Source organism: Rhodococcus globerulus (assembly GCF_019334125.1).
GTDB lineage: Bacteria > Actinomycetota > Actinomycetes > Mycobacteriales > Mycobacteriaceae > Rhodococcus_F > Rhodococcus_F globerula.
The window spans coordinates 5,522,273-5,544,272 of record NZ_CP079698.1 but is presented as its reverse complement, the minus strand read 5'-3'; the positions used below and the strand labels follow the sequence as shown (position 1 = coordinate 5,544,272).

Genomic DNA, 22,000 nt, shown 5'->3' with positions numbered 1-22,000 from the left:
ACTTTCGAGGGTTCGCTTTCTAGGCTGGACAGGTGATGAAGGCAGGAAAGATGAAAGTGGCGCAGGCGAGTGTGACCCGCGCGTCGCGGCGGTTGACCGGTGATCAGTTCGCGAACGTAGCTGTAGTTGTCGTGACGTTGATTCTCTTTACGGTCGCCTGGCCGACGTTGCACCTGACGCATGCGGTGTCACCGCCGATTCAGCCGTTCGTGGCTGCGTTGGCCGCGTTTCCCTTTGTCCTGATCCGAATCAATCCCGCTCTGGGATGGGCTGTTTCCGCGATCTCGGCGTTGGTGATTCCACACGTATTCGATCTCGTGCCCGGGTACGAATATCCCTGGCAGGTCGTTCACATCATGGTGATCATGGCTCTGCTTGCCGCGGTCAGTCTCACTGCTGCGGTACCGGTGGTGGGGGTTGCGTGGATCTCGACGGTCCTGTTGTTCTTTGCCGAGACGCCGGGCCAGGACGGTGCCGGGTGGGCGGTGGGTCTGACCGCGCTGGTGGTTTTTTGCTTCCTGATTCGGTGGCTTGTTCTTTCACGTCGTGCGTTGGCGAAGCAGGAAGAGGTAAATGAAGTCGAACGTGCCCGCCGAACCGTGTTGGAAGAGAAGGCCAGGATAGCCCGCGAGCTGCACGACATTGTCGCCCACCACATGTCGATGGTGGTGGTGCAGGCGCAGAGTGCGCCGTACCGACTCGGCGACGTGACGCCCGAGATCCGCGCCGAGTTCGATTCGATCGGTGACACGGGGCGCGCTGCGCTCAACGAGATTCGCGGGTTGCTGGGTGTACTGCGCAGCGACGCCGAAGCCACCCAGGTCGCACCGCAACCGGGAGCGCTGCAACTCGACGAGCTACTGGCAGGCAGCGCCCGCGCGGGAATTCCGTTGGTATGGAACGTGGATGGTGATCGAACACGCGTGTCGGCGTCCACCGGTCTTGTCGTGTATCGCATCGTGCAGGAATCGATCACCAATGCCGTCCGGCATGCACCGGGTAGCCCCATCGAGGTGTCCGTCGAGTTCGGCCAAGCGTCCACGCAGGTTCGGGTGGTGAACGGACCGCCGGCGGGTGGCGGTGTCCCGACTTCCAGTGTCGCCAAGTCTTCGGATACCGCCGGTGGCAATGGAATCCGCGGGATGGTCGAGCGTGCGTCAGCCGTCGGCGGAATGGTTGACACGCAACTGCTGGCGGGCGGCGGGTTCGAGGTCCGCGCTATATTGCCGACGGTCGCCGCCTAGGCTGTCGGAGTGCCCATCACAGTATTCATCGCCGACGATCAGGCAATGGTCAGACAGGGATTCGGAGCCCTGCTCGCCGCGCAACCCGATATCAGCGTCATCGGAGATGCCCCCGACGGCAGGGTTGCGGTTGCCGAAGTAGCGCGCCTGCGCCCTGACGTCGTGTTGATGGACGTGCGGATGCCGGAGATGAACGGCCTCGATGCAGCGCGCCAGATTCTGGCAACGGGTGGGGAGCCACCGGTTCGGGTCCTCATGCTCACGACTTTCGACATCGATGACTACGTCTACGAGGCTCTGCGGATCGGTGCGAGTGGTTTCATGCTCAAGGACGCCCCCGCCGAGGAACTGATTCGGGCGGTGCGCGTCGTCTCCGAAGGACATGCATTGCTGGCTCCGACCGTGACACGGCGGTTGATCGAGGAAGTGACGAGTAGGAGAACACCCACCCGGGTTCGTTCCAGCGCTCTCGACATGTTGACCCCACGCGAGCGTGAAGTGCTGGAACTGATCGCACGAGGGCTGTCGAACATCGAAATTGCCGAGCACCTGTTTGTCGCGGAACAGACGGTGAAGACACACGTCGGCAAGGTTCTCTCGAAACTGGACCTGCGAGATCGAGCACAAGCGGTTGTCGTTGCATACGAAAGTGGACTTGTCACACCGGGATGATTACCGGGCTTGATCTGAAAAGTGACAATCCTGCGCCACCGCGCCTGCTGAGGGAAGATGGACAGCAGATCCTGCAATCACCCAACTGTTGAGAGGTGCTTTTTACAATGCGAATCGGAGTCCTCACAGGTGGCGGCGATTGCCCAGGGTTGAACGCGGTTATCCGTGCGGTGGTTCGCACGTCGGACGGGCGGTACGGCAGTACTGTCGTCGGCTTCCGCGACGGCTGGCGTGGTCTGCTCGAAGATCGCAAGGTTCCCCTCGCGGCCGACGACCGGATCAATCGCATCCTCACGCGCGGCGGAACCATTCTGGGAACCGCACGCGTCAACCCCGACAAACTGCGGGCCGGACTCGATCAGATCAAACAAACTCTCGACGACAACGGAATCGATGTCCTGATCCCGATCGGCGGTGAAGGCACACTCACCGCGGCCAGTTGGCTCGCGGAGAGCGGTGTTCCGGTGATCGGAGTGCCCAAGACCATCGACAACGACATCGACTGCACCGACGTCACATTCGGTTTCGACACAGCGCTGGCCGTTGCCACCGACGCGATCGACCGCCTCCACACCACAGCGGAATCGCACCAGCGCGTCATGCTCGTCGAGGTCATGGGTCGACATGCCGGCTGGATCGCACTGCAGGCCGGATTGGCGTCCGGTGCTCATCTGACGTTGGTTCCGGAGCAGCCGTTCGACGTCGACGAAGTGTGCGCCATGGTCAAGAAGCGTTTCCAGCGTGGTGATTCTCACTTCATCTGCGTTGTCGCCGAAGGCGCGATGCCCGATCCCGCTTCCATGACCTTGCGTGAAGGCGGCATCGACGAGTTCGGACACAAGATCTTCACCGGCGTCGCTCAGCAGTTGGGCAACGAAATCGAGCGCCGTATCGGTAAGGAAGTCCGTACGACCGTTCTCGGCCATATCCAGCGTGGTGGCACCCCGACGCCGCACGACCGGATCCTCGCCACCCGCTTCGGCGTCCACGCCACCGACGCAGCTCATCGTGGTGATTTCGGCCAGATGGTGGCCCTGCACGGTACGTCCATCGACCTGGTTCCTCTCGCCGAGGCAACCCGCAAGCTCAAGACCGTGCCCAAGGAGCGTTACGAGGAGGCAGCCGCATTCTTCGGCTGAGCGTCCGGCGCATAAACTAGTCACCATGACTGCTGTCGATGCGCCCGACATCCTCGATTACGACGAAGTGCTGACCAAGTACGAGCCTGTGATGGGTATGGAGGTGCACGTAGAACTCGGCACCGCTACCAAGATGTTCTGCCCGTGCCCCACCGAGTTCGGTGCCGAACCCAATACCCAGGTATGCCCGGTCTGTCTGGGCCTGCCAGGTTCATTGCCAGTGGTGAACGCTGCTGCTGTCGAATCCGCGATCCGGATCGGTCTTGCGCTCAACTGCTCCATCACACCGTGGGGTCGATTCGCGCGCAAGAACTACTTCTACCCGGATCAGCCCAAGAACTACCAGATCTCCCAGTACGACGAGCCGATCGCAACCGAGGGCTACCTCGACGTGGTCCTCGACGACGGCACTACGTGGCGCGTCGAGATCGAGCGCGCCCACATGGAAGAGGACACCGGTAAGTCCCTCCACGTGGGTGGCGCTACCGGTCGTATCCACGGTGCCAGCCATTCGCTGCTCGACTACAACCGTGCGGGTGTTCCCTTGGTGGAGATCGTCACCAAGACCATCCACGGTGCCGGTGAGCGCGCCCCCGAGGTCGCTCGCGCGTACGTCACGGCGCTTCGTGATCTGCTGAAGTCTCTCGACGTCTCCGACGTCCGCATGGACCAGGGTTCGATGCGCTGCGACGCCAACATCTCGCTGATGCCGATCGGTTCCACCGAACTGGGTACCCGCACCGAGACCAAGAACGTCAACTCCCTCAAGAGCGTCGAGGTCGCAGTCCGCTACGAGATGCGTCGTCAGGCGGCAGTGCTCGACGCCGGTATCGAGGTCATCCAGGAGACGCGTCACTTCCAGGAAGCCGACGGCACCACCTCTGCTGGTCGACGTAAGGAAACCGCGGAAGACTACCGCTACTTCCCGGAACCCGACCTCGAACCCGTTGCCCCCAGCGCCGAGTGGGTCGAAGAACTGCGAACCACTTTGCCCGAGCTGCCCTGGATCCGCCGTGCGCGGATCCAGAAGGACTGGGGAATCTCCGACGAGGTCATGCGCGACCTCGTCAACGCCGGTGCCATCGACCTGGTCATCGCCACCGCCGAAGCCGGCGCTTCGCCAGAAGCCGCCCGATCCTGGTGGTTGTCGTACCTGTCACAGCAGGCCAACACTCGCGGAGTTGAACTCGGCGCGCTGCCGATCACGCCGTCCCAGGTCGCGCAGGTTGTTGCTCTCATCGACAGCGGCAAGCTCAACAACAAGGTCGCCCGTCAGGTTGTGGACCACGTCCTCGACGGTGAGGGTGATCCCGAGCAGGTTCTGGCGGCACATCCCGAATTGGTTGTCGAGCGTGACGAGACCAAGCTCAAGGCTGCTGTCGACGAGGCACTCGCTGCCAACCCCGATATCGCAGACAAGATCCGCAGCGGCAAGGTGCAGGCCGCTGGAAAGATTGTCGGCGACGTCATGAAGGCCACCCGCGGCCAGGCTGACGCCGCACGGGTGAAGGAACTTGTTCTGGAGGCGTGCAGCTAGTCTGTCGCACACTCAGTACTGAGCACTGATGCCCAGCCGAATCGAATTCGGCTGGGCATCAGTGGTTTACCGCTGTCGATCTACAAGCCAGGGACCACAACCGCGCGGCCGCTGAGCGTTCCGGCGGCCAAGCGTCGATACGCTTCCGCTCCGTTGTCGAGACTGAAGGTCTCGACCGCGATGTCGAAAATGCCGGCGTGCGCGAGGTCGATCAATTCGATCAACTCGTTGCGGGCGCCCCAGTACGGAACTGTCACCGAAGCCTCGTAAGGACTTTGGAAGAATCCAACTTTGGCGTGCGCCTGGCTGTCGCCGATCCCGACGATCGTGACGTCCGATCCGACGCCGGCAACCGCCATCGCGGTGTCGATAGTGGGCTGATAGCCGACGAAGTCGAGAACCAGTGCGGCGCCCTGACTTCCGGTGATCTTGCGGACGTTCTCGGCCGCGTTCTTGTCGGATAAGACAACTTCGTGAGCGCCCACCTTGGTTGCCAGTTCGAGCTTGTCCGCGCTCACGTCCAGTGCGATAACGGTAGCCGCCGAGAGGTGGCGGAGGAGTTGAATGGCAACGTGGCCGAGGCCGCCGGATCCGATGACAACGGCGTACGAGCCTCCGCGAAGTTTTGGCAGAGAACGCTTGATCGCGTGATACGGCGTCAAGCCAGCGTCGGTCAGCGGGACCGTCTTGACCGGGTCGAGGTCACCGATCGGGACAAGGTGGCGAGGAGAGTCGACGATCATGAACTCGGCCAGCGCGCCGGGGGCGCCCAGTCCGGGAGGGTGAATGCCGAGTTCCTCTGCGCGAGAACAGTAGTTTTCGAGTCCCTGTGAGCAGTGCCAGCAATTTCCGCAGCCCCACGGGCCGTAGACCACGACGTTGGTTCCGATGTCGAGACCTTCGACGCCGTCGCCAACCGCTGCGACACGGCCGGCACCTTCGTGGCCGAGAGTGAGCGGCAGGCCGTAACTGTACTGCTCTTCCGGCAGGCTCATGATGAAGTCGTCCGAGTGGCAGACGCCGGCTGCGGTCACTTCCAGGAGCACTTCACCTGGACCAGGTTCGGGTTTGGGAATCTCCGTGAGTTCGGGTTCAGCGCCGATTCTCGTGTACTGGATTGCCTTCATTTCGACTCCTTTGTCCCGACTGCGCTGTCGTGGTTGGTCAACGGGCCCTGGCAGCGTGGTGATTAGTCCCGCTAACAAAAGGGTACGCGTCAGCGCATGTTCGGTCACGGGATCGGTGAGTCTGTTCAGAACGGTGGTGGGTCGTTGCCGTAGTCGATGTGTTTGCTAGGTGTGCGCTTTCGGGGCACATGCTGTCGGGGTGTGGAGATCGGGAAGGTTTGGCGGCGTTTGCGTTCCGCGTGTTGTGCTGTGCGGTGCTGAATCTTGACGCGCCGGTGTTGGCGTTCACTTCGGATGCGGGCAGCTTTGTTCTCCAGTCGTGTCCGTCGTCTGGTGCCGCCTTCCGGTGGCGGCGGTTCCTGTATCCCGGCGAGTAGTCCGGCAGCTCTGGTGCGGTAGCAATGGCCTGTCTGCGAGGTCAGGGTGACGCTGCGATCCGGATTCGGGGCGAGCAGCCACTTCCCGGAATGCTTGAGGCGGTGATGGTTACGGCAGAACGCACTCAGATTCGACGCAACCGTCTTCCCGCCGCTCGCGGGGTTGGTGTGGTTGAACGGGTCGTTGTGGTCGAGGTCGCAGTTCCAGGCCGGGACATCGCAGTGCGGCCACTGGCAGCTGCCCGCGATGACCCGCAGCCACCGATCGAGTGCCGCGCCGGGGCGGTACACCGATGCCGAGGCGGGATCAGGTGTTTCCGGTACTCGTACTTCTCGAACGTCTGCGTCTTTTGCGATGTCGCGGGCATGTTCGGCGCTGATGACGCCAAAGCCGTCGAGATGTGCAGGTTCGTTCGATCCTGGGCTCAGGGTGGAATCGTGTACTACGACATGTACCAACGGCCGGCGCATGATCACCAAACCACTACGGTCCTGCGGGCAATCGGCGCGGTCGCAGTCGCATACCAACACCGTTGAACCGCTCACCAAAGCGCCCAAGGCATCGGCTCGGCGCTGCTCGTACGTACGGGAATCGTGGCGGCACACCGACATCGCCAATTCCCGCAACCTGCCGTCGAACGCGCGGGCCTGCTCCGCTGGGATACTGCCCAGGATGCGGGCCATCCCGTCCTCGGCGGCACTGACTCCCACAAACCGATCGGCGAGCGCGCGGCGTCGTCGTTCCCGCATCCCCTCCGGATCGACCCGGGCGACAATCCGGTCGATCGCCGCCGTCAACCGCCGACCCGTCAACCCCGTCCCACCGTCCACGGGTGGAGCCAACACCTGCTCGAGCAACAAGCGTTCGACCTCGTCGATCAACTCGTCACCGACATTCGCGGTCGCGGACTCGATCAACGAGACACGGTAGAAATCGAGTTCACCGCGGGCCATCGCCGCCCGCGTGCGATGCAACCGCGTCTTCAACGCAAAACCCAACCCGATGAGCTTCCCGGCAGCGGCATGCCCCATCGTCAGGACCGCGCCGACCTCGGATTCGGCCAACTCGTGCGCCGACGACGTCCAGGTACCACCGTCGACATGTTGGGCGCTGCGGCGGGTGAAGAACTCCGCCACCACGGCCAGTTTCCGCTCGACCAACATCGCTTCACATGAATGCAACTGGGCCATCAAATCGACGAGGGCGCAATCGGTTTCGGTACCACTCAGCAGTGCTGAGATACCGAAACTTCCCACCCCCGGATCGAACATGCTCTCACCCTAATCGAAATCCTGTTCGAATAGAACAGCTATTCGAAACCGGTCGGAAAAGTCTGAATATCGACTGGAAACTTCAGGGCGGCTTGGCTTTTGGCGAGTATCAGTCGACTCCGCCGCCGCCGCTGGGCATGGGAATCTTCACTACCTTGTCGTCATTCGGGCCAGGTTCGCCCGCCGACTTGTTGACGGTGCTGACCCACAGCAATCCGTCCGCGCCCAAGGCCAGGCCTTCGAGTTGACCGTAAGTATCCTTGGCAACAGCGCCCGGCGGTGTGGTGATGGCGCCGGTACCGGGGTCGGTTGCCAGTGAAGCCACGGCTTTACCCGCGCCCAAAGCCACTGCAACAACGCCTTGTACTGCCACGCAGCCGCCCACTCCCGGGCGGTCGGGCCACGTCCAAGCCGGAGCGGTCACGGTACCGTCTGCACCTACCCGCTGGAGGCGATCCTCCAGTGCGGTGCGATCGGTGACCCACGTCGCGATGCCGGGTTCCACGCACACGCCACCGCCGTTACCGATACCTGACAGGACAACGTCGGGGCGCGGGGGAGCGGCATTGGGGGTGAGGGATCGAACACGAAGCAGCTTACCGGCCAGTGATGCGGGATCGTTTGCAGCAGCTGGATTTCCGGCATCTCCGGTCAGGACCATGAGTTGATCGGGTGCGGCAAACTCGAGGGAACCTCGGTTCCCGTTGGCGCCCCGAGGAATTCCTCCGAGGACTACCTTTGCGGTGTCGCCCGGCGCAATGCGGACCACACGATTGTCTGAGCCCGTCGTGACGTACGCGTAGATCAGGTTGTCTTCGACGAAGGTAGGGGACAGGGCAATATCGAGTAGTCCGCCGTCAGCACTTCCGTCGACGTCGATCTTGGCGACCTCGACGGGGATTTGGCCGGGAGCGACCTGCAGGATCCGGCCGGTCCGGCGTTCGGCAACCAGACCTGAGTTTCCGTCTGGCAGGGTGAGCAGTCCACCGGTGGTGTCGAGGCACGTTGCGATGACCGCCGGGTCGGCATCCACACACGGACCGAGGGGGCCGCGCGGTGCTATGGGCGGAGCGGTAGTTGTCGAGGGTTGCGGGTTCTGCGGCGCAACTTCCGCGTTCGATTGGATGGTCGGTTCCGGAGTGAACGGGCTTGCCGTCGATTCGTCGAAGTCGGCGCAACCGGAAAGGACGGACGCAGCGAAGGCGAGTGCCAAGGTTGCCGATGCGGCGCGTCGTGTTCTGCGCGACGTGTTGCGTCCACCCGTAGTCATGGTGAAGACGTTACGTAACCGATGCCCTGCGCCGCCACGCCGGAGTAGGTTCCCCGACCTCGTCGCGTCACCGCTTTAGGCTCTCCTACGTGACTGACGAGCGAAAAGACCCCAGCGAACTGTCGGAACCCGGCGTGGCGACGGGCAAAGTGTCCAGTCCTTACGACTCACCGACGGAGCAGTTTCCTCCGGTGAATGCCCGCAATTCGTTGCCGCGAACCGACGACGATCTCGATTTCGGTTCAGCGCAAGCAAATTCCGTGACCGAACAAATCCCGGCATATCGTCCGGGGTTACTTGATAAACCGACTGAGGTGCTCACACGCGATACCGCGTACGAGATGCCGGCCGATCCGGTCGCGGTCGCAGACCCGATTCCGGTGGCCGAAGATCCGCGGCCGAGCCGAGGAACACTGGATCTCGGTCTTTTGGCGCTCCGGTTGGCGGTGGGCGGCACCGCGTTGGTACACGGATTACAGAAGCTGACGGGTTTGTGGAACGGCCCGGGGCTGGGCGGCTTCGAAACGATGTTGGCCGAAGCGGGATTCGAACAGGCCAAGTTGTTGGCAATTTTGGGTGCGGTCGGCGAGGTGGCTGGTGGCGCACTGCTGATTTTGGGTCTGTTGACTCCGATTGCCGCGGCGTCGGTGCTGGCCGTGATGATCAATGCATGGGCGCTTCGTCAGTTGGCTGAGCCCGGTCTCGAGTACTTTGCGCCAAACGGAACCGAGTACGAGATGCTCTTGGGGATCTGCGCTGGTGTGATCATCCTCACGGGACCAGGGCGAATCGCGCTGGACGGCCGCCGAGGCTGGGCGAAGCGGCCCTTCATCGGTTCGTTGGTTGTGCTGATTCTGGGTATCGGTGCCGGCGTGTGCACGTGGATCTTCCTGAACGGGGCAAACCCGCTCATCTGATCGGATGTAGAAAAACAGCCGCCCGCCTCTCCGAAAGGGAAGGCGGGCGGCTGCTGTTTGTCGATCTGGGTTGATCAATCCTTGACGAGCACCGGTGCGGCATTGGCGGCCGGGATCGCCGTGCCGTCCTTCAGCTTGCGACCGAGTACCGATTTGCGGTGACCGTACGCGAAGTACACGACAACGCCGATCGCCATCCAGACCACAAATCGAATCCAGGTTTCGACCGACAGGTTGAGCATGAGCCAACCGCAGGCGAGAACCGCGAGAATCGGAACGAACGGCACCCACGGCACGCGGAATCCGCGCGGCAGATCGGGACGGGTGCGGCGAAGCACGATCACGCCGACGCAGACGAGCACAAAGGCGAACAGCGTGCCGATGTTGACCATCTCTTCGAGAGTTCCCATGGGGAAGAAGGCAGCGAGCACTGCGACGATGCCGCCGACGATCAGCGTGATGCGCAGTGGGATGCCCTTGCTGGTGGTCTTGGCAAGCTTCCTCGGCATCAGGCCGTCACGTGACATGGCAAACAGGACGCGGGTCTGGCCGAGCATCATGACCATGACAACAGTGGTCAGGCCGGCGAGGCCGCCGAAGTTGATGGCAGTTTGTGCCCATCCGATTCCGTTGGCTTCGAAGGCGGTGGCGAGCGTGGCACTCGAGTCGCCGACGAGTGGGCTACCGTCCTTGAGTTCGGTGTACTTGACCATGCCGGTCAGAACCAGGGTGACAGCGACGTACAGGACGGTCACGATCGCGAGCGAGCCGAAGATTCCGCGCGGCAGTGACTTCTGGGGGTTCTTCGTCTCTTCGGCGGTGGTAGCGACGACGTCGAACCCGATGAAGGCAAAGAAGACCAGGCTGGCAGCGGCAAGGAGACCGTATGCGCCGTAACTGCTTCCGCCGGCTCCGGTCAGCCAGGAGAACAGCGTCTGGTGAATTCCGCTAGCCGTGCTCTCGGCGCCTTCGGCGGGCGGGATGAAGGGCGAGTAGTTCTCCTTTTTGATGTAGAACGCACCGACGACGATGACAAGGAGAACAACTGCGATCTTGATCGCGGTGATGACGGCAGAGACTCGGGACGAAACCTTGGTGCCGATCGCGAGAATGAGTGTGATCGCTCCGATGATGAGCAGTGCGCCCCAGTCGAAGCTGATGGATCCGATGTGAGCTGTGGTGCTTCCGCTCGCCCCGATCACATTGCCGAGATAGAGCGACCACCCCTTGCCGACTACGGCGGAGGCAAGCGCAAATTCGAGGATCAGGTCCCAGCCGATGATCCAGGCTGCGAATTCGCCGAAGGTTGCATACGAGAACGTGTACGCACTGCCGGCGACGGGGACCGTCGAGGCAAACTCTGCGTAACAGAGAGCTGCAAGTGCACACGCGATGGCTGCAAGAACAAAGGCCAGTGAGATCGAGGGGCCCGCTACGTTGCCGGCTGTTCTGGCGGTGAGGGTGAAGATACCTGCGCCGATGACAACGGCGACGCCGAAGACCGTGAGGTCCTTCGCGGTCAGTTCCTTTTTGAGCTTGGTTTCAGGCTCGTCGGTGTCCGCGATCGATTGCTCGACGGATTTGGTGCGCCATATGCCGACTCCGGGCATGTATTGCTCCTTGATTGATTCCCGGCGACCTTGTGGGGGACGGGAGGTGGCTGACAGTTGTCGAATGTGATGTGGGTCTCATCGACTAGATGAGGGAACCATTGGTGAGCGCAGTGCGCAAGTCGCGGCCACTGAACTGAATAAAATGATCACTTCACTCGCCATCAACCCCCCGTACATATCTGTTTTGATCAGCTGGCTCCGTGCACACTACGGGAAGTGAATTCGATCACGCACATTTCGTACTAATGCGTCCGAATTGTCCGCAGCAGCAGCGCATTCCGGTCAGTCTCTCCGCGCGTCGCGTCGCGCCATTTCAGTACCTGTCGGTCGGTCTTGCTATCAATAAGCGATCAACCGCGACGCTCGCGGTACCCGACTTGAAGGAGATCGTGATGATCCAGGCCCATCTCGACGCGTTGCACGGGCTTCCGGCTTTCGACTTCCCAGCTGCGGGGGCGACTGATTCGGCACTGCCCGCTGCGGGTGCTGTGGCGTGGCGCATCTCGGTGGAACCGTATTCGGATGACTCGGAAGAGTTTTCCGAGGCCTGGGCACGGTTTGTCGAGAAGGTGGACCTGTCGGCGGTGCAGGCTCTGATCATCGGCCAGTGGGGTGAGTCTTACGAGGTCAACTCGTCGTCGATCGTGGAACTGGTTGTTGAGCAACGTCGCCGGTTGACGTCGCTGCGGGCGCTATTTCTCGCGGACATCACACAGGAGCAACAGGAGATTTCCTGGATTCAGCAATCCGACGTCACCCCTGTCCTCGGGGCGTTTCCGGAGTTGGTCGAGTTCGGCATTCGTGGTGGCACGGAATTGCAGTTCCCGGAAACAGGCCACGCCGCTTTGCGACGATTGACCATCGAGTCGGGTGGACTGCCCGCCGCAGTTGTCCACGGAGTGTCGTCGAGTAACTTCCCGGCGCTCGAGTTTCTCGATCTGTGGCTCGGGACGGACAATTACGGCGGAGACGCGACAATCGAGGATCTGGCTGTCATTCTCGGCGGTACGAAATTGCCGTCGTTGCGGCACCTGGGCCTGCGTAACAGCGAGATTCAGGACGATATCGCCAAGGCGATTGTTACCGCCCCGATTCTCGGGCAGCTCACCACGGTGGATCTTTCGATGGGCACGCTCTCGGATGACGGTGCACAAGCGCTTCTCGACACCAGTTCTTTCAAGGGTCTCGAGTTTCTCGACCTGCACTACCATTTTCTCAGTGATGCCGCGATCACGGAATTGACCCGGCATTGCGCCGAATTGGGAGTTCGGGTCGATCTGTCCGAGCAGACCGACGCGGATGAGTACGACGACGAGATCTGTCGATATGTTGCAGTCTCCGAGTAATCCCTCGTTGCCGCCTTTCCATTCGAGGTTCGTGGTTATCGGGGTTCCGGGCAATCGTCGAGTTTCCGGGTTTGTCGACGCGGTCACGGCAGCGGGATTGCCGACTCCGCGTGTTCTGGGTTGGCGTGAGATTATCGGTCGAGATTATGGTTTCGACGCTGGCGAGATCGTTCGAATCGATTCGCCCGGAGAAGATTCCGTGGTGGACCGATACCTTCGCGGTACGGACGAGTCGACACGGGTTGAGGGCACCGGCAAGTGGTATCGACGATTCACTACCGAGATTCGCGAGATTACCGATCGAGCAGATCGCGTCGGTGCTCGGGTTCTCGGTGATGCGAACGAGATCGCGGTGATGTTCGACAAACGGCGCTGCCATCGCCACCTCGACGCTGCCGGGGTACGGGTCCCCGCGGCGTTGGAGACTGCGCCCCGAAGCTACGCCGAACTCGAGCAACTAGCAGCCGACGCACACATGCCACGAGTGTTCGTCAAGCTTGCTCACGGCTCGTCGGCGTCGGGAGTGATTGCGCTGCAATGGGGTCCGCGTGGGCAGGTCCGGGCTGTCACCTCTGTTGAGGTGGGTGCTGATGGTGCGCTGCACAACTCTCTCCGAGTGCACACATATCGAACGAGGGCAGCCATCGCGTCAATTGTCGATCGGCTCGCGCCCGACGAACTTCATGTCGAAGCGTGGATACCCAAAGCATCGCTCGGCGGACGCACCGCCGACGTTCGTGTGGTGGTTGTCGGGGGTGTTGCCACCCATGCGGTAGTGCGGACCAGCGCTTCTCCGCTTACCAATCTGCATCTTGGCGGTACCCGCGGCGCACTCGTCGACGCGATGACTGTTGCAGGTGAGAATTGGTCACAGCTCCTGGAATTGAGTGAGCGGGCAGCAGCGTGTTTTCCGGCGGCACCCCATGTCGGAATCGACGTCTTGCCCGGCGTCGGGTGGCGACGCTTCACGGTGGGAGAGGTCAATGCGTTCGGAGATCTCCTGCCGGGGCTTACCGGTCTGCCCGGAAGCCCCGCCGAGGGAATGACTACGTATCAAGCACAAGTAGATTCGCTACAGAAATCGGAAAACATGGAGTATGCCCGGTGAACAACCGTGACATGAACGACGTCGACATGAGCTACCCCGACATGAATGAGGTTGTAGGTCAGGACGACATCTTGTTGCTCACGTTGGACACGCTCCGCTACGACGTAGCGCGCGAGTTGGCGTCGAGTGGCCGCATTCCCACTCTCGCGTCGTACCTCCCCGGGGGACGGTGGGAAAAGCGCCATGCCCCGGGAAGTTTCACCTACGCCTCTCATCAGGCGATTTTTGCCGGCTTTCTCCCGACCCCGGCCAGCCAGGGTCCGCATCCGCGACTGTTTGCCGCACGATTCGCCGGGAGTGAATCCACCGCAGACGGAACGTTTGTGTTCGAGGGCCCCAATGTGGTGGACGGTCTGCGGCAGGTCGGCTACCGCACTGTGTGTATCGGCGGGGTCGGGTTCTTCAACAAAGCCGCGCCCCTAGGTTCGGTGATGCCCTCGATGTTCGACGAGAGCTATTGGGAATCGCGCTTCGGTGTGACGTCTCCGGAATCCTTCGAAGCGCAAGTCGAGTGTGCCGAGGCGGTGGTGGCCGGTCTGGAACCCGACGAAAAGCTTTTCCTGTTCGTCAATGCCGCTGCGCTGCATCAACCTAATTGGTTCCACCTTGCAGGTGCGAGCGCCGAGTCGGGAGACACCCTCCAGTCCCATGCTGCCGCACTCGAATACATCGACCGGCATATCGCACGACTGCTGCAGGCCATGAGTTCACGGCGGCGGTGCTTTGCCATCGTCTGTTCCGATCACGGCACAGCGTACGGCGACGACGGTTGGACCGGGCACCGGCTGGGTCACGACAGCGTGTGGACAGTTCCCTATGCACATTTCTTCGTGGAAGGTCCACAGCAATGAGTCTCGCAGTTACGGTACGTCCGTACCAAAATTACGTTTATGCGTATCCGCACAAGACGGCGTACCGGCCGCTACAGCCTCGCCGGTCGTTGCAGAAATTGTGGGCGTCAGAGCCGAAAGACGCACTGTCGCTGTACCTACATATTCCGTTCTGCGAGGTTCGCTGCGGATTCTGCAATTTGTTCACTCGTATCGGCGCGCCGGGTGAGATGACCACCGCATACCTCGACGCACTCGAGCGCCAAGCACGTGTTGTGTCGGACGCTGTCGGCGACGGAACTCACTACGACGCCGTGGCCTTCGGCGGCGGCACCCCGACCTTTCTCGACGCCGCCGAACTCGACAGATTGTGCGACATCGCGGAACTCCGCATGGGCGCCGATCTTTCATCTGTTCCGTTCTCGGTAGAGGCGTCGCCGTCGACGGTAACCGCCGACCGGATGTCCGTGCTGGCATCCCGCGGAACTACTCGCCTGAGTCTGGGAGTACAGAGCTTCATCGACTCCGAGGCGAGGGCGGCAGCGCGGCCGCAGAAGCGGGCCGATGTCGACGCCGCGCTCGGGCGGATCCGGGACGCTCGAATTCCCGTGCTCAACATCGATCTCATCTACGGCATCGACGGTCAGACCGAGCAGACCTGGCGGCAATCCCTCGACGCGGCGTTGGCGTGGGAACCGGAGGAGCTGTATCTGTATCCGCTCTACGTTCGAGCGCTCACGGGTTTGGGCAAGAAAACAGCGGTCACGGAATCCGATGCCGAGTGGGACCAGCGGCGTCTGCGCTTGTATCGGTTCGGCCGCGACTACCTAGAGCAGGCCGGGTATCGGCAGGTCTCGATGCGTATGTTCCAGCGCGAGGGCGCGGTCATCGACGGGGCGGCCGACTACGCGTGCCAGACCGACGGCATGATCGGATTGGGGTGCGGCGCACGCTCGTACACCGCTGACCTTCACTATTCGTTCGATTATGCGGTGGACATGCGGGAGATCCGCGGGATCATCGACACGTTCATCGCCCGGCCGGCCGGCGAGTTCGCCTACGCGGAAGTCGGTCGATTCATGACTCCCGATGAGACGCGTCGCAGGCATCTCGTGCAGTCGGTGCTTCAGGCCGAAGGGATGGATCTGTCCGACTATCTCGCGCGGTTCGGAACACTACCTACCGACGACTTTCCGGAGGAATTGAAGGCCTTCGAAGCGGCCGGGTGGTTGGCGGGTGATCTACAGTCCGATCGACTGAAACTCTCGCCCGAAGGTCTGGCGCACTCCGACGCGATCGGCCCGGCGTTGTTCTCAGCGAGTGTCCACCGGGACATGGCAGAGTACGAGGCCAAATGAACTCCTCGTTGTCGATTCTCTACCGCGGTCCGTTGGCGAGTTGTAATTACGACTGCCCGTACTGCCCGTTCGCGAAACGCCGTGATCCGCCAGCCGATTTACGTTCGGACAGAGCATCATTGGAACGGTTTGCAGCTTGGGTGGCCGAGCGGACGGATCTACGGTTGTCGGTGCTGTTCACACCGTGGGGTGAGGCGCTGGTGCGGTCCTGGTATCGGCGCACTCTCGCGGAACTGAGTTGGTTGCCTCACGTCGAACGGGTTGCGATACAAACCAATCTCAGCGCTCGCACCACGTGGCTTGCCGACGCAGACCCGTCGACGCTGGCGCTGTGGTGCACATTTCATCCGGGGCAGATCTCGCTCGAGAAATTTGTTGTGAAATGCCGGGAACTCGACGGAGGTGGCATCCGCTATTCGGTGGGGGTCGTCGGATTCCCGGAGCATCTCGATCTTGCCCGTGAGCTGCGGCAGAAACTGCCCGAGAATGTCTACCTGTGGGTGAATGCGGCCGAGGGGCGAGTGTATTCGGACGATGAAGCGCAGGTCTGGACCGAACTGGACCCGCTATTTCCCTACAGCCGGAATCCGCATCCGAGCGTCGGAAAGGCTTGCAGAACCGGAGAATCCGTCATCTCCGTCGACGGTGACGGCACCATTCGGCGGTGCCATTTTGTCCCCGAGGTGATCGGGAATCTGTACGACGGCAGCCTCGAGCAAACACTGACCGCACGAGAATGTCCAAAAACGATGTGTGACTGTCACATCGGCTACGTGCATCTCGAATCGCTGCCGCTCTACGACGCTTTCGCCGGGGGAGTGCTCGAGCGCATACCGGCCACGCTGACGAGTGCGCGTGTGAGCAGGCAGTTACCCCTGCACGTAGTGCGGTGAAACAGAAGATCCCCGGCCGCGTTATCAACGCTGCCAGGGATCTTCGCTAGCTTCTGCTATCTACGGGACGTACCGAACCGCGCCCTTGTCAGCCGACGTTGCCAGCGCAGCGTAGGCGCGCAGGGCGGTGGTGACGGTGCGCTGACGGTCAACGGGGTGCCACGGACGCTCCGAGGCTTCCATCTTGGCGCGACGCTCGGCGAGGACGTCGTCGTCGACCAGGATCTCGAGCGTGCGGGACGCGACGTCGATGCGAACCTGATCGCCGTTCTGCACCAGGCCGATAACTCCGCCGGCAGCAGCCTCGGGGGAGATGTGGCCGATGGACAGACCGGATGTGCCACCGGAGAAGCGGCCGTCGGTGATCAACGCGCATTCCTTGCCGAGGCCTGCGCCCTTGAGGAAAGCGGTGGGGTGCAGCATTTCCTGCATGCCCGGTCCGCCCTTTGGTCCTTCGTAACGCACGACCAGGACGTCGCCGGCCTTGATCTTCTTCTGCAGGATCACCGAGACGGCTTCTTCCTGCGACTCGACGACCAGAGCCGGGCCCTGGAACGAGAACAGTTCCTCGTCGATGCCGGCCGTCTTGAGGATTGCGCCGTCGACGGCGATGTTGCCGCGCAGGACGACCAGGCCGCCTTCCACGGTGTAGGCGTTCTCGACGTCGCGGATGCAGCCACCGGCAGCATCGGTGTCGAGGGCAGACCACCGGTTGTCCGTCGAGAACGGTTCGATGGTGCGCACGCCGCCGGGAGCAGCATGGAACAGTTCGATCGCTTCGTCTGTTGCCTTGCCGGAGCGGATGTCCCAGTCGTCGAGCCACTGGTCGAAGCTCTTGGTGTGCACGGTCGAGACGTCGGTTTCGAGGAGTCCGCCGCGGCGAAGCTCACCGAGCAGCGCCGGGATTCCCCCGGCGCGGTGGACGTCTTCCATGTGGTAGTCCGAGTTGGGGGAGACCTTGGACAGGCACGGCACCTTGCGGCTGATCGCGTCGATGGTGTCGAGGTCGAAGTCGACCTCGCCTTCCTGTGCCGCTGCCAGCGTGTGCAGGACGGTGTTGGTGGAACCGCCCATGGCGACGTCGAGAGCCATCGCGTTGCGGAACGCTGCCGGGGTCGCGATGTTGCGCGGCAGAACCGACTCGTCGCCGTCGCGGTAGTACTTCAGGGCAGCTTCGACCACGGTGGTGCCTGCGCGAGAGAAGAGTGCGTGACGAGCCTTGTGGGTTGCCAGCGTGGAGCCGTTGCCCGGCAGTGCGAGGCCGAGGGCCTCGGTGAGGCAGTTCATGGAGTTGGCCGTGAACATGCCCGAGCAGGATCCACATGTCGGGCACGCACTGCGCTCGACCTCGTCGAGGCCTTCTTCCGACACGGCGTCGTTGGCGGAGGCGGAAATTGCGGTGATGAGGTCGGTGGGGGCCTGGGCCACGCCGCCGACAACCACTGCCTTACCGGCCTCCATCGGTCCGCCGGACACGAAGACCGTCGGGATGTTCAGACGCATCGCGGCGTTGAGCATGCCGGGAGTGATCTTGTCGCAGTTGGAGATACACACCAATGCGTCGGCCGTGTGGGCGTTTGCCATGTACTCGACCGAGTCGGCGATGATCTCGCGGCTCGGGAGTGAGTAGAGCATTCCGCCGTGGCCCATGGCGATACCGTCGTCGACGGCGATGGTGTGGAACTCACGAGCGACGCCGCCGGCCTCACGAATGGCCTCGGCAACGATCTCGCCCACGTTCTTGAGATGCACGTGGCCGGGTACGAACTGGGTGTACGAGTTCGCTACGGCGACGATCGGCTTACCGAAGTCGGAATCCGTCATTCCTGTGGCGCGCCACAGGGATCGGGCTCCGGCAGCATTACGTCCGACGGTGGTGGTGCGTGACCTCAACGGGGGCATGGGCGTGTTCCTTATGTGATCGTTGCTGATCTACTTCTGCTGCGCGAACAACAGGGCTGTGTGCTTACGCGGCGAAAAGAATTGAAGCGAGGGCGATTCAACGCTACTCGCGTGCTACTTCTGTTCTGATTCGGGCTGGTCGTTCGACGGCTCGGATTCGGATTCGGGCTCAGGGGCGCTGCCGCTTGCGGACTGTTCGGCCCGTTCCGCTTCTTCGGCGTCGAAGGCGTCTGCCGCTGCCGCGTAGGGATCGGTGATGCGACCACCGCTGGCGATCGCAATTTCGGGGAGCCGGACAAAGCTGACGGCCGGCAGTGTCACCTCGGTTCCGTCGGTGAGTTCGGCGCGGGCCCAGCTGCGCTTCGGGAAACGGAAGCCCTTGACCTCGTCCCAGCTCAGCGTGCGGCTGGAGAACATCGAACGAACCTCGAGGCCGTCGGGGCTGACGGTGGTGCGGACCCGGGCGACGAAGTAGACGGCGATGATCGGCAGGATCAGCAACCAGCTGAATGCTGCGGGCCAGCCGAAGATCGGGAAGCTGACCGCGAAGAGCAGGAAGGCGCACGCCATGTAGGCGAGCTGCGAAATGCGGATGACGTGCCGAAGTGGTTTCGGCGTGTGGGATGATTGAACCGGTGGCACGGGCTGCTGCGAAGTTGACACCTCTACATCTTCGCATTGCAGCCGATGTATCTCAGATTCTGGGACGGTTGACTCACCAAGTTTGCCGTTCGCGACTAGCGCCTCTACTGTCGAGTGCGTGAAACAGAATGAGTTGCTCGTAATCGACCGGCGCGTCGTCGCCTGAGTCGATAATTTTCAACTCACCAGATAACGACGCGCCACCCTCGCTCAGCAGATGCTGACGGGGGTTTTTTGTTGCCCGGAGCCAAATCAGAGGATTTCCCAGTGAGCGCACCAACAGCACGGCCTCAACCCACGCCGCGCAAGTCAGGGACACCGAGCCCGACTACCGCGGCTGCCGCATCGCAGACGGCTACCCGTCGCCAGCTCCCCCCGGAGCGGGTAACGGGCGCGCAGTCTGTCGTTCGCGCCCTCGAAGAGCTCGAGGTCGACACGGTATTCGGCATCCCCGGCGGTGCCGTGCTGCCTGTGTACGATCCGCTCTTCGATTCGGTCAAGGTCCGTCACGTACTTGTGCGCCACGAGCAGGGTGCCGGCCACGCCGCCACGGGTTACGCGCAGGCCACCGGCAAGGTCGGCGTCTGCATGGCCACTTCGGGTCCCGGTGCAACCAACCTGGTCACGCCGCTGGCCGACGCTCAAATGGACTCCGTTCCGATCGTGGCCATCACCGGACAGGTCGCGCGTTCGCTGATCGGTACCGACGGCTTCCAGGAAGCCGACATCTCCGGTATCACCATGCCGATCACGAAGCACAACTTCCTGATCACCGACGGTATCGACATCCCGCGCATCATGGCCGAGGCTTTCTACCTCGCATCCAGCGGTCGCCCCGGCGCGGTCTTGGTCGATATCCCCAAGGACATCCTCCAGGCTCAGACCACGTTCTCGTGGCCGCCGGAGATGCGCCTGCCCGGATACCGTCCGGTCACCAAGCCGCACGGCAAGCAGGTCCGCGAAGCTGCGCGCCTGATCGCCGACGCCAAGTCTCCAGTCCTCTACGTCGGTGGCGGCGTCATCAAGTCCGAATCTTCTGCCGAGCTGCTCGAACTCGCCGAGCTGACGGGCATTCCCGTGGTCACCACGCTGATGGCCCGCGGCGCGTTCCCGGACAGCCACGATCTCAACTGCGGCATGCCCGGAATGCACGGCACTGTTGCCGCAGTGGCAGCACTGCAGCGTAGCGACCTGCTGATCACACTCGGCGCCCGCTTCGACGACCGCGTTACCGGTCAGCTGAATTCCTTTGCTCCCGATGCCAAGGTCATCCACGCCGACATCGACCCGGCCGAGATCGGCAAGAACCGTTACGCCGACGTCCCGATCGTGGGCGACTGCAAAGAGGTCATCACCGAACTCATCGAGGCCATCCGTGCCGACATGGCCACGGGCACCACGTTCGAACTCACCGAATGGTGGGCGTACCTGAACGACATCCGGCGTACATACCCGCTGAGCTACGACCGTCCCACCGACGGTCAGCTGAGCCCCGAGTTCGTCATCTCGACCGTCGGCAAGCTCGCCGGACCGGACGCCATCTATTGCGCCGGCGTCGGTCAGCACCAGATGTGGGCAGCCCAGTTCGTCAGCTACGAGAAGCCGCGCACGTGGCTCAACTCGGGTGGACTCGGCACCATGGGCTACGCGGTTCCCGCTGCCATGGGCGCAAAGATGGGCATGCCGGACACCGAGGTGTGGGCCATCGACGGTGACGGCTGCTTCCAGATGACCAATCAGGAACTGGCCACCTGCGCGCTCGAGGGTATCCCGATCAAGGTCGCCCTCATCAACAACGGCAACCTCGGCATGGTTCGTCAGTGGCAGACACTCTTCTACGAAGAGCGCTACTCCAACACCAACCTCGGAACGCACGGCGCCATCCGCATCCCGGACTTCGTCAAGCTCGCAGAAGCATTGGGCTGCCACGGAATTCGTGTCGAGCGCGAAGAAGATGTCGAAGCTGCGATCCGTGAGGCGCAGTCCATCAACGACAAGCCTGTCGTGATCGACTTCATCGTCACCGCCGACGCACAGGTGTGGCCGATGGTCGCCGCTGGAACCAGCAATGACGAGATCATGGCGGCTCGGGGTATCCGGCCGCTGTTCGACGACGACGAGGCAGTAGCCGAGCCCGCCGTCATCCATGAAGCCATGTCGCGCGAGCAAGCCGGACCCGCCGCGGGCACAGGGGAGGACCAGCAGTGAGCACCACCCACACCCTCAGCGTTCTCGTCGAGGACAAGCCAGGCGTGCTCGCTCGCGTCTCCGCCCTGTTCTCCCGCCGTGGATTCAACATCGAATCCCTCGCGGTGGGCGGCACCGAGATCCCCGAGATCTCTCGAATGACCATCGTCGTCACGGTCGACGAGTTCCCCCTCGAGCAGGTGACGAAGCAGCTCAACAAGCTGATCAACGTCATCAAGATCGTCGAGCAAGACGGTGATGCTTCCGTCGCTCGCGAGCTTGTGCTCATCAAGGTGCGCGCAGATGCAAGCGTGCGCACCCAGGTCATCGAAACGGTGAACCTGTTCCGCGCCAAGGTAATCGACGTCTCCCCGGAGTCCGTCACCATCGAGGCGACCGGTACCCGGTCCAAGCTGGATGCACTGCTGCGGATGCTTGATCCGTACGGTATCCGGGAGATCGTTCAGTCCGGGGTCGTGGCAGTCGGTCGAGGGCCGAAGTCGATCACGGCCACCCGCTAGTACTTTAGACACGTAATAATCCAAGGAGAGGTTGAGAACTGTGGC

At 62.3% G+C, this 22,000-nt stretch carries 18 protein-coding genes; 12 read left to right on the top strand and 6 right to left on the bottom strand.

The genetic code is table 11. The features are described from left to right. Positions 1 to 35 precede the first annotated feature (35 nt). The 4 genes from KYT97_RS25305 (at position 36) to gatB (ending at position 4,592) form a co-directional block, all read left to right on the top strand. Positions 36 to 1,244: a sensor histidine kinase gene (locus KYT97_RS25305; RefSeq protein ID WP_033233150.1), complete on the top strand. Its 1,209-nt coding sequence runs from the start codon at positions 36 to 38 to the stop codon at positions 1,242 to 1,244. 9 nt (positions 1,245 to 1,253) lie between these two features. Then, positions 1,254 to 1,916 (top strand): response regulator, encoded by a 663-nt coding sequence (locus KYT97_RS25300; RefSeq protein WP_219110945.1) that lies wholly within the window; start codon positions 1,254 to 1,256, stop codon positions 1,914 to 1,916. 107 nt (positions 1,917 to 2,023) lie between these two features. Then, on the top strand, positions 2,024 to 3,055 hold the full coding sequence (locus tag KYT97_RS25295; RefSeq protein WP_033233152.1) for an ATP-dependent 6-phosphofructokinase: 1,032 nt from the start codon (positions 2,024 to 2,026) through the stop codon (positions 3,053 to 3,055). A gap of 25 nt (positions 3,056 to 3,080) precedes the next feature. Next, on the top strand, positions 3,081 to 4,592 hold the full coding sequence (gene gatB, locus KYT97_RS25290) for an Asp-tRNA(Asn)/Glu-tRNA(Gln) amidotransferase subunit GatB (RefSeq protein ID WP_219110943.1): 1,512 nt from the start codon (positions 3,081 to 3,083) through the stop codon (positions 4,590 to 4,592). 80 nt (positions 4,593 to 4,672) lie between these two features. Here the strand turns inward: gatB and KYT97_RS25285 are convergent, their stop codons facing one another. The 3 genes from KYT97_RS25285 to KYT97_RS25275 all read right to left on the bottom strand — a co-directional run bounded on the left by KYT97_RS25285 (position 4,673) and on the right by KYT97_RS25275 (position 8,638). Continuing rightward, positions 4,673 to 5,719, bottom strand: coding sequence for an NAD(P)-dependent alcohol dehydrogenase (locus KYT97_RS25285; RefSeq protein WP_219110941.1), 1,047 nt, complete (start codon positions 5,717 to 5,719; stop codon positions 4,673 to 4,675). 125 nt (positions 5,720 to 5,844) lie between these two features. Continuing rightward, positions 5,845 to 7,368, bottom strand: a complete 1,524-nt coding sequence (locus tag KYT97_RS25280) for an HNH endonuclease signature motif containing protein (RefSeq protein ID WP_219110939.1) — start codon at positions 7,366 to 7,368, stop codon at positions 5,845 to 5,847. A 109-nt stretch (positions 7,369 to 7,477) separates the two neighbouring features. Further along, a complete protein-coding gene (locus KYT97_RS25275) occupies positions 7,478 to 8,638 on the bottom strand; it encodes a PQQ-dependent sugar dehydrogenase (RefSeq protein WP_219110937.1) in 1,161 nt (386 codons plus the stop codon). An 89-nt stretch (positions 8,639 to 8,727) separates the two neighbouring features. Here KYT97_RS25275 and KYT97_RS25270 point away from each other — a divergent pair, with 89 nt between their 5' ends. Further along, complete coding sequence (locus KYT97_RS25270; protein ID WP_033236595.1) at positions 8,728 to 9,555, top strand: DoxX family protein; 828 nt, start codon at positions 8,728 to 8,730, stop codon at positions 9,553 to 9,555. A gap of 74 nt (positions 9,556 to 9,629) precedes the next feature. Here KYT97_RS25270 and KYT97_RS25265 read toward each other — a convergent pair whose 3' ends face one another. Further along, entirely contained in the window at positions 9,630 to 11,165 is a 1,536-nt protein-coding gene (locus KYT97_RS25265) for an amino acid permease (RefSeq protein ID WP_092808555.1), read from the bottom strand. Between the two features lie 395 nt (positions 11,166 to 11,560). Here KYT97_RS25265 and KYT97_RS25260 point away from each other — a divergent pair, with 395 nt between their 5' ends. Genes KYT97_RS25260 through KYT97_RS25240 form a run of 5 tightly spaced genes read left to right on the top strand, consistent with a single transcriptional unit; the run spans position 11,561 to position 16,703 of the window. Next, positions 11,561 to 12,514: an STM4015 family protein gene (locus tag KYT97_RS25260; RefSeq protein ID WP_219110935.1), complete on the top strand. Its 954-nt coding sequence runs from the start codon at positions 11,561 to 11,563 to the stop codon at positions 12,512 to 12,514. Between the two features lie 31 nt (positions 12,515 to 12,545). Further along, entirely contained in the window at positions 12,546 to 13,622 is a 1,077-nt protein-coding gene (locus KYT97_RS25255; RefSeq protein ID WP_245005921.1) for an STM4014 family protein, read from the top strand. Continuing rightward, positions 13,619 to 14,473, top strand: coding sequence for an STM4013/SEN3800 family hydrolase (locus tag KYT97_RS25250; protein ID WP_245005920.1), 855 nt, complete (start codon positions 13,619 to 13,621; stop codon positions 14,471 to 14,473). The genes KYT97_RS25255 and KYT97_RS25250 overlap by 4 nt, the downstream gene beginning before the upstream one ends. Beyond that, entirely contained in the window at positions 14,470 to 15,810 is a 1,341-nt protein-coding gene (locus tag KYT97_RS25245; RefSeq protein ID WP_219110933.1) for an STM4012 family radical SAM protein, read from the top strand. Before KYT97_RS25250 ends, KYT97_RS25245 begins: the two co-directional genes overlap by 4 nt. After that, entirely contained in the window at positions 15,807 to 16,703 is an 897-nt protein-coding gene (locus KYT97_RS25240; protein ID WP_219110930.1) for an STM4011 family radical SAM protein, read from the top strand. Before KYT97_RS25245 ends, KYT97_RS25240 begins: the two co-directional genes overlap by 4 nt. Positions 16,704 to 16,763: 60 nt before the next feature. On the opposite strand, the gene ilvD is transcribed toward KYT97_RS25240, so the two are convergent. After that, a complete protein-coding gene (gene ilvD / locus KYT97_RS25235; protein ID WP_033236590.1) occupies positions 16,764 to 18,605 on the bottom strand; it encodes a dihydroxy-acid dehydratase in 1,842 nt (613 codons plus the stop codon). 114 nt (positions 18,606 to 18,719) lie between these two features. After that, a complete protein-coding gene (locus KYT97_RS25230; protein ID WP_045067163.1) occupies positions 18,720 to 19,247 on the bottom strand; it encodes a PH domain-containing protein in 528 nt (175 codons plus the stop codon). 267 nt (positions 19,248 to 19,514) lie between these two features. On the opposite strand from KYT97_RS25230, the gene KYT97_RS25225 reads away from it, so the two are divergent. Together KYT97_RS25225 and ilvN are read left to right on the top strand one after the other, a co-directional pair. Then, positions 19,515 to 21,455, top strand: a complete 1,941-nt coding sequence (locus KYT97_RS25225; RefSeq protein WP_033236589.1) for an acetolactate synthase large subunit — start codon at positions 19,515 to 19,517, stop codon at positions 21,453 to 21,455. After that, positions 21,452 to 21,955 (top strand): acetolactate synthase small subunit, encoded by a 504-nt coding sequence (gene ilvN, locus KYT97_RS25220; protein WP_033236588.1) that lies wholly within the window; start codon positions 21,452 to 21,454, stop codon positions 21,953 to 21,955. The genes KYT97_RS25225 and ilvN overlap by 4 nt, the downstream gene beginning before the upstream one ends. Positions 21,956 to 22,000: the final 45 nt, after the last annotated feature.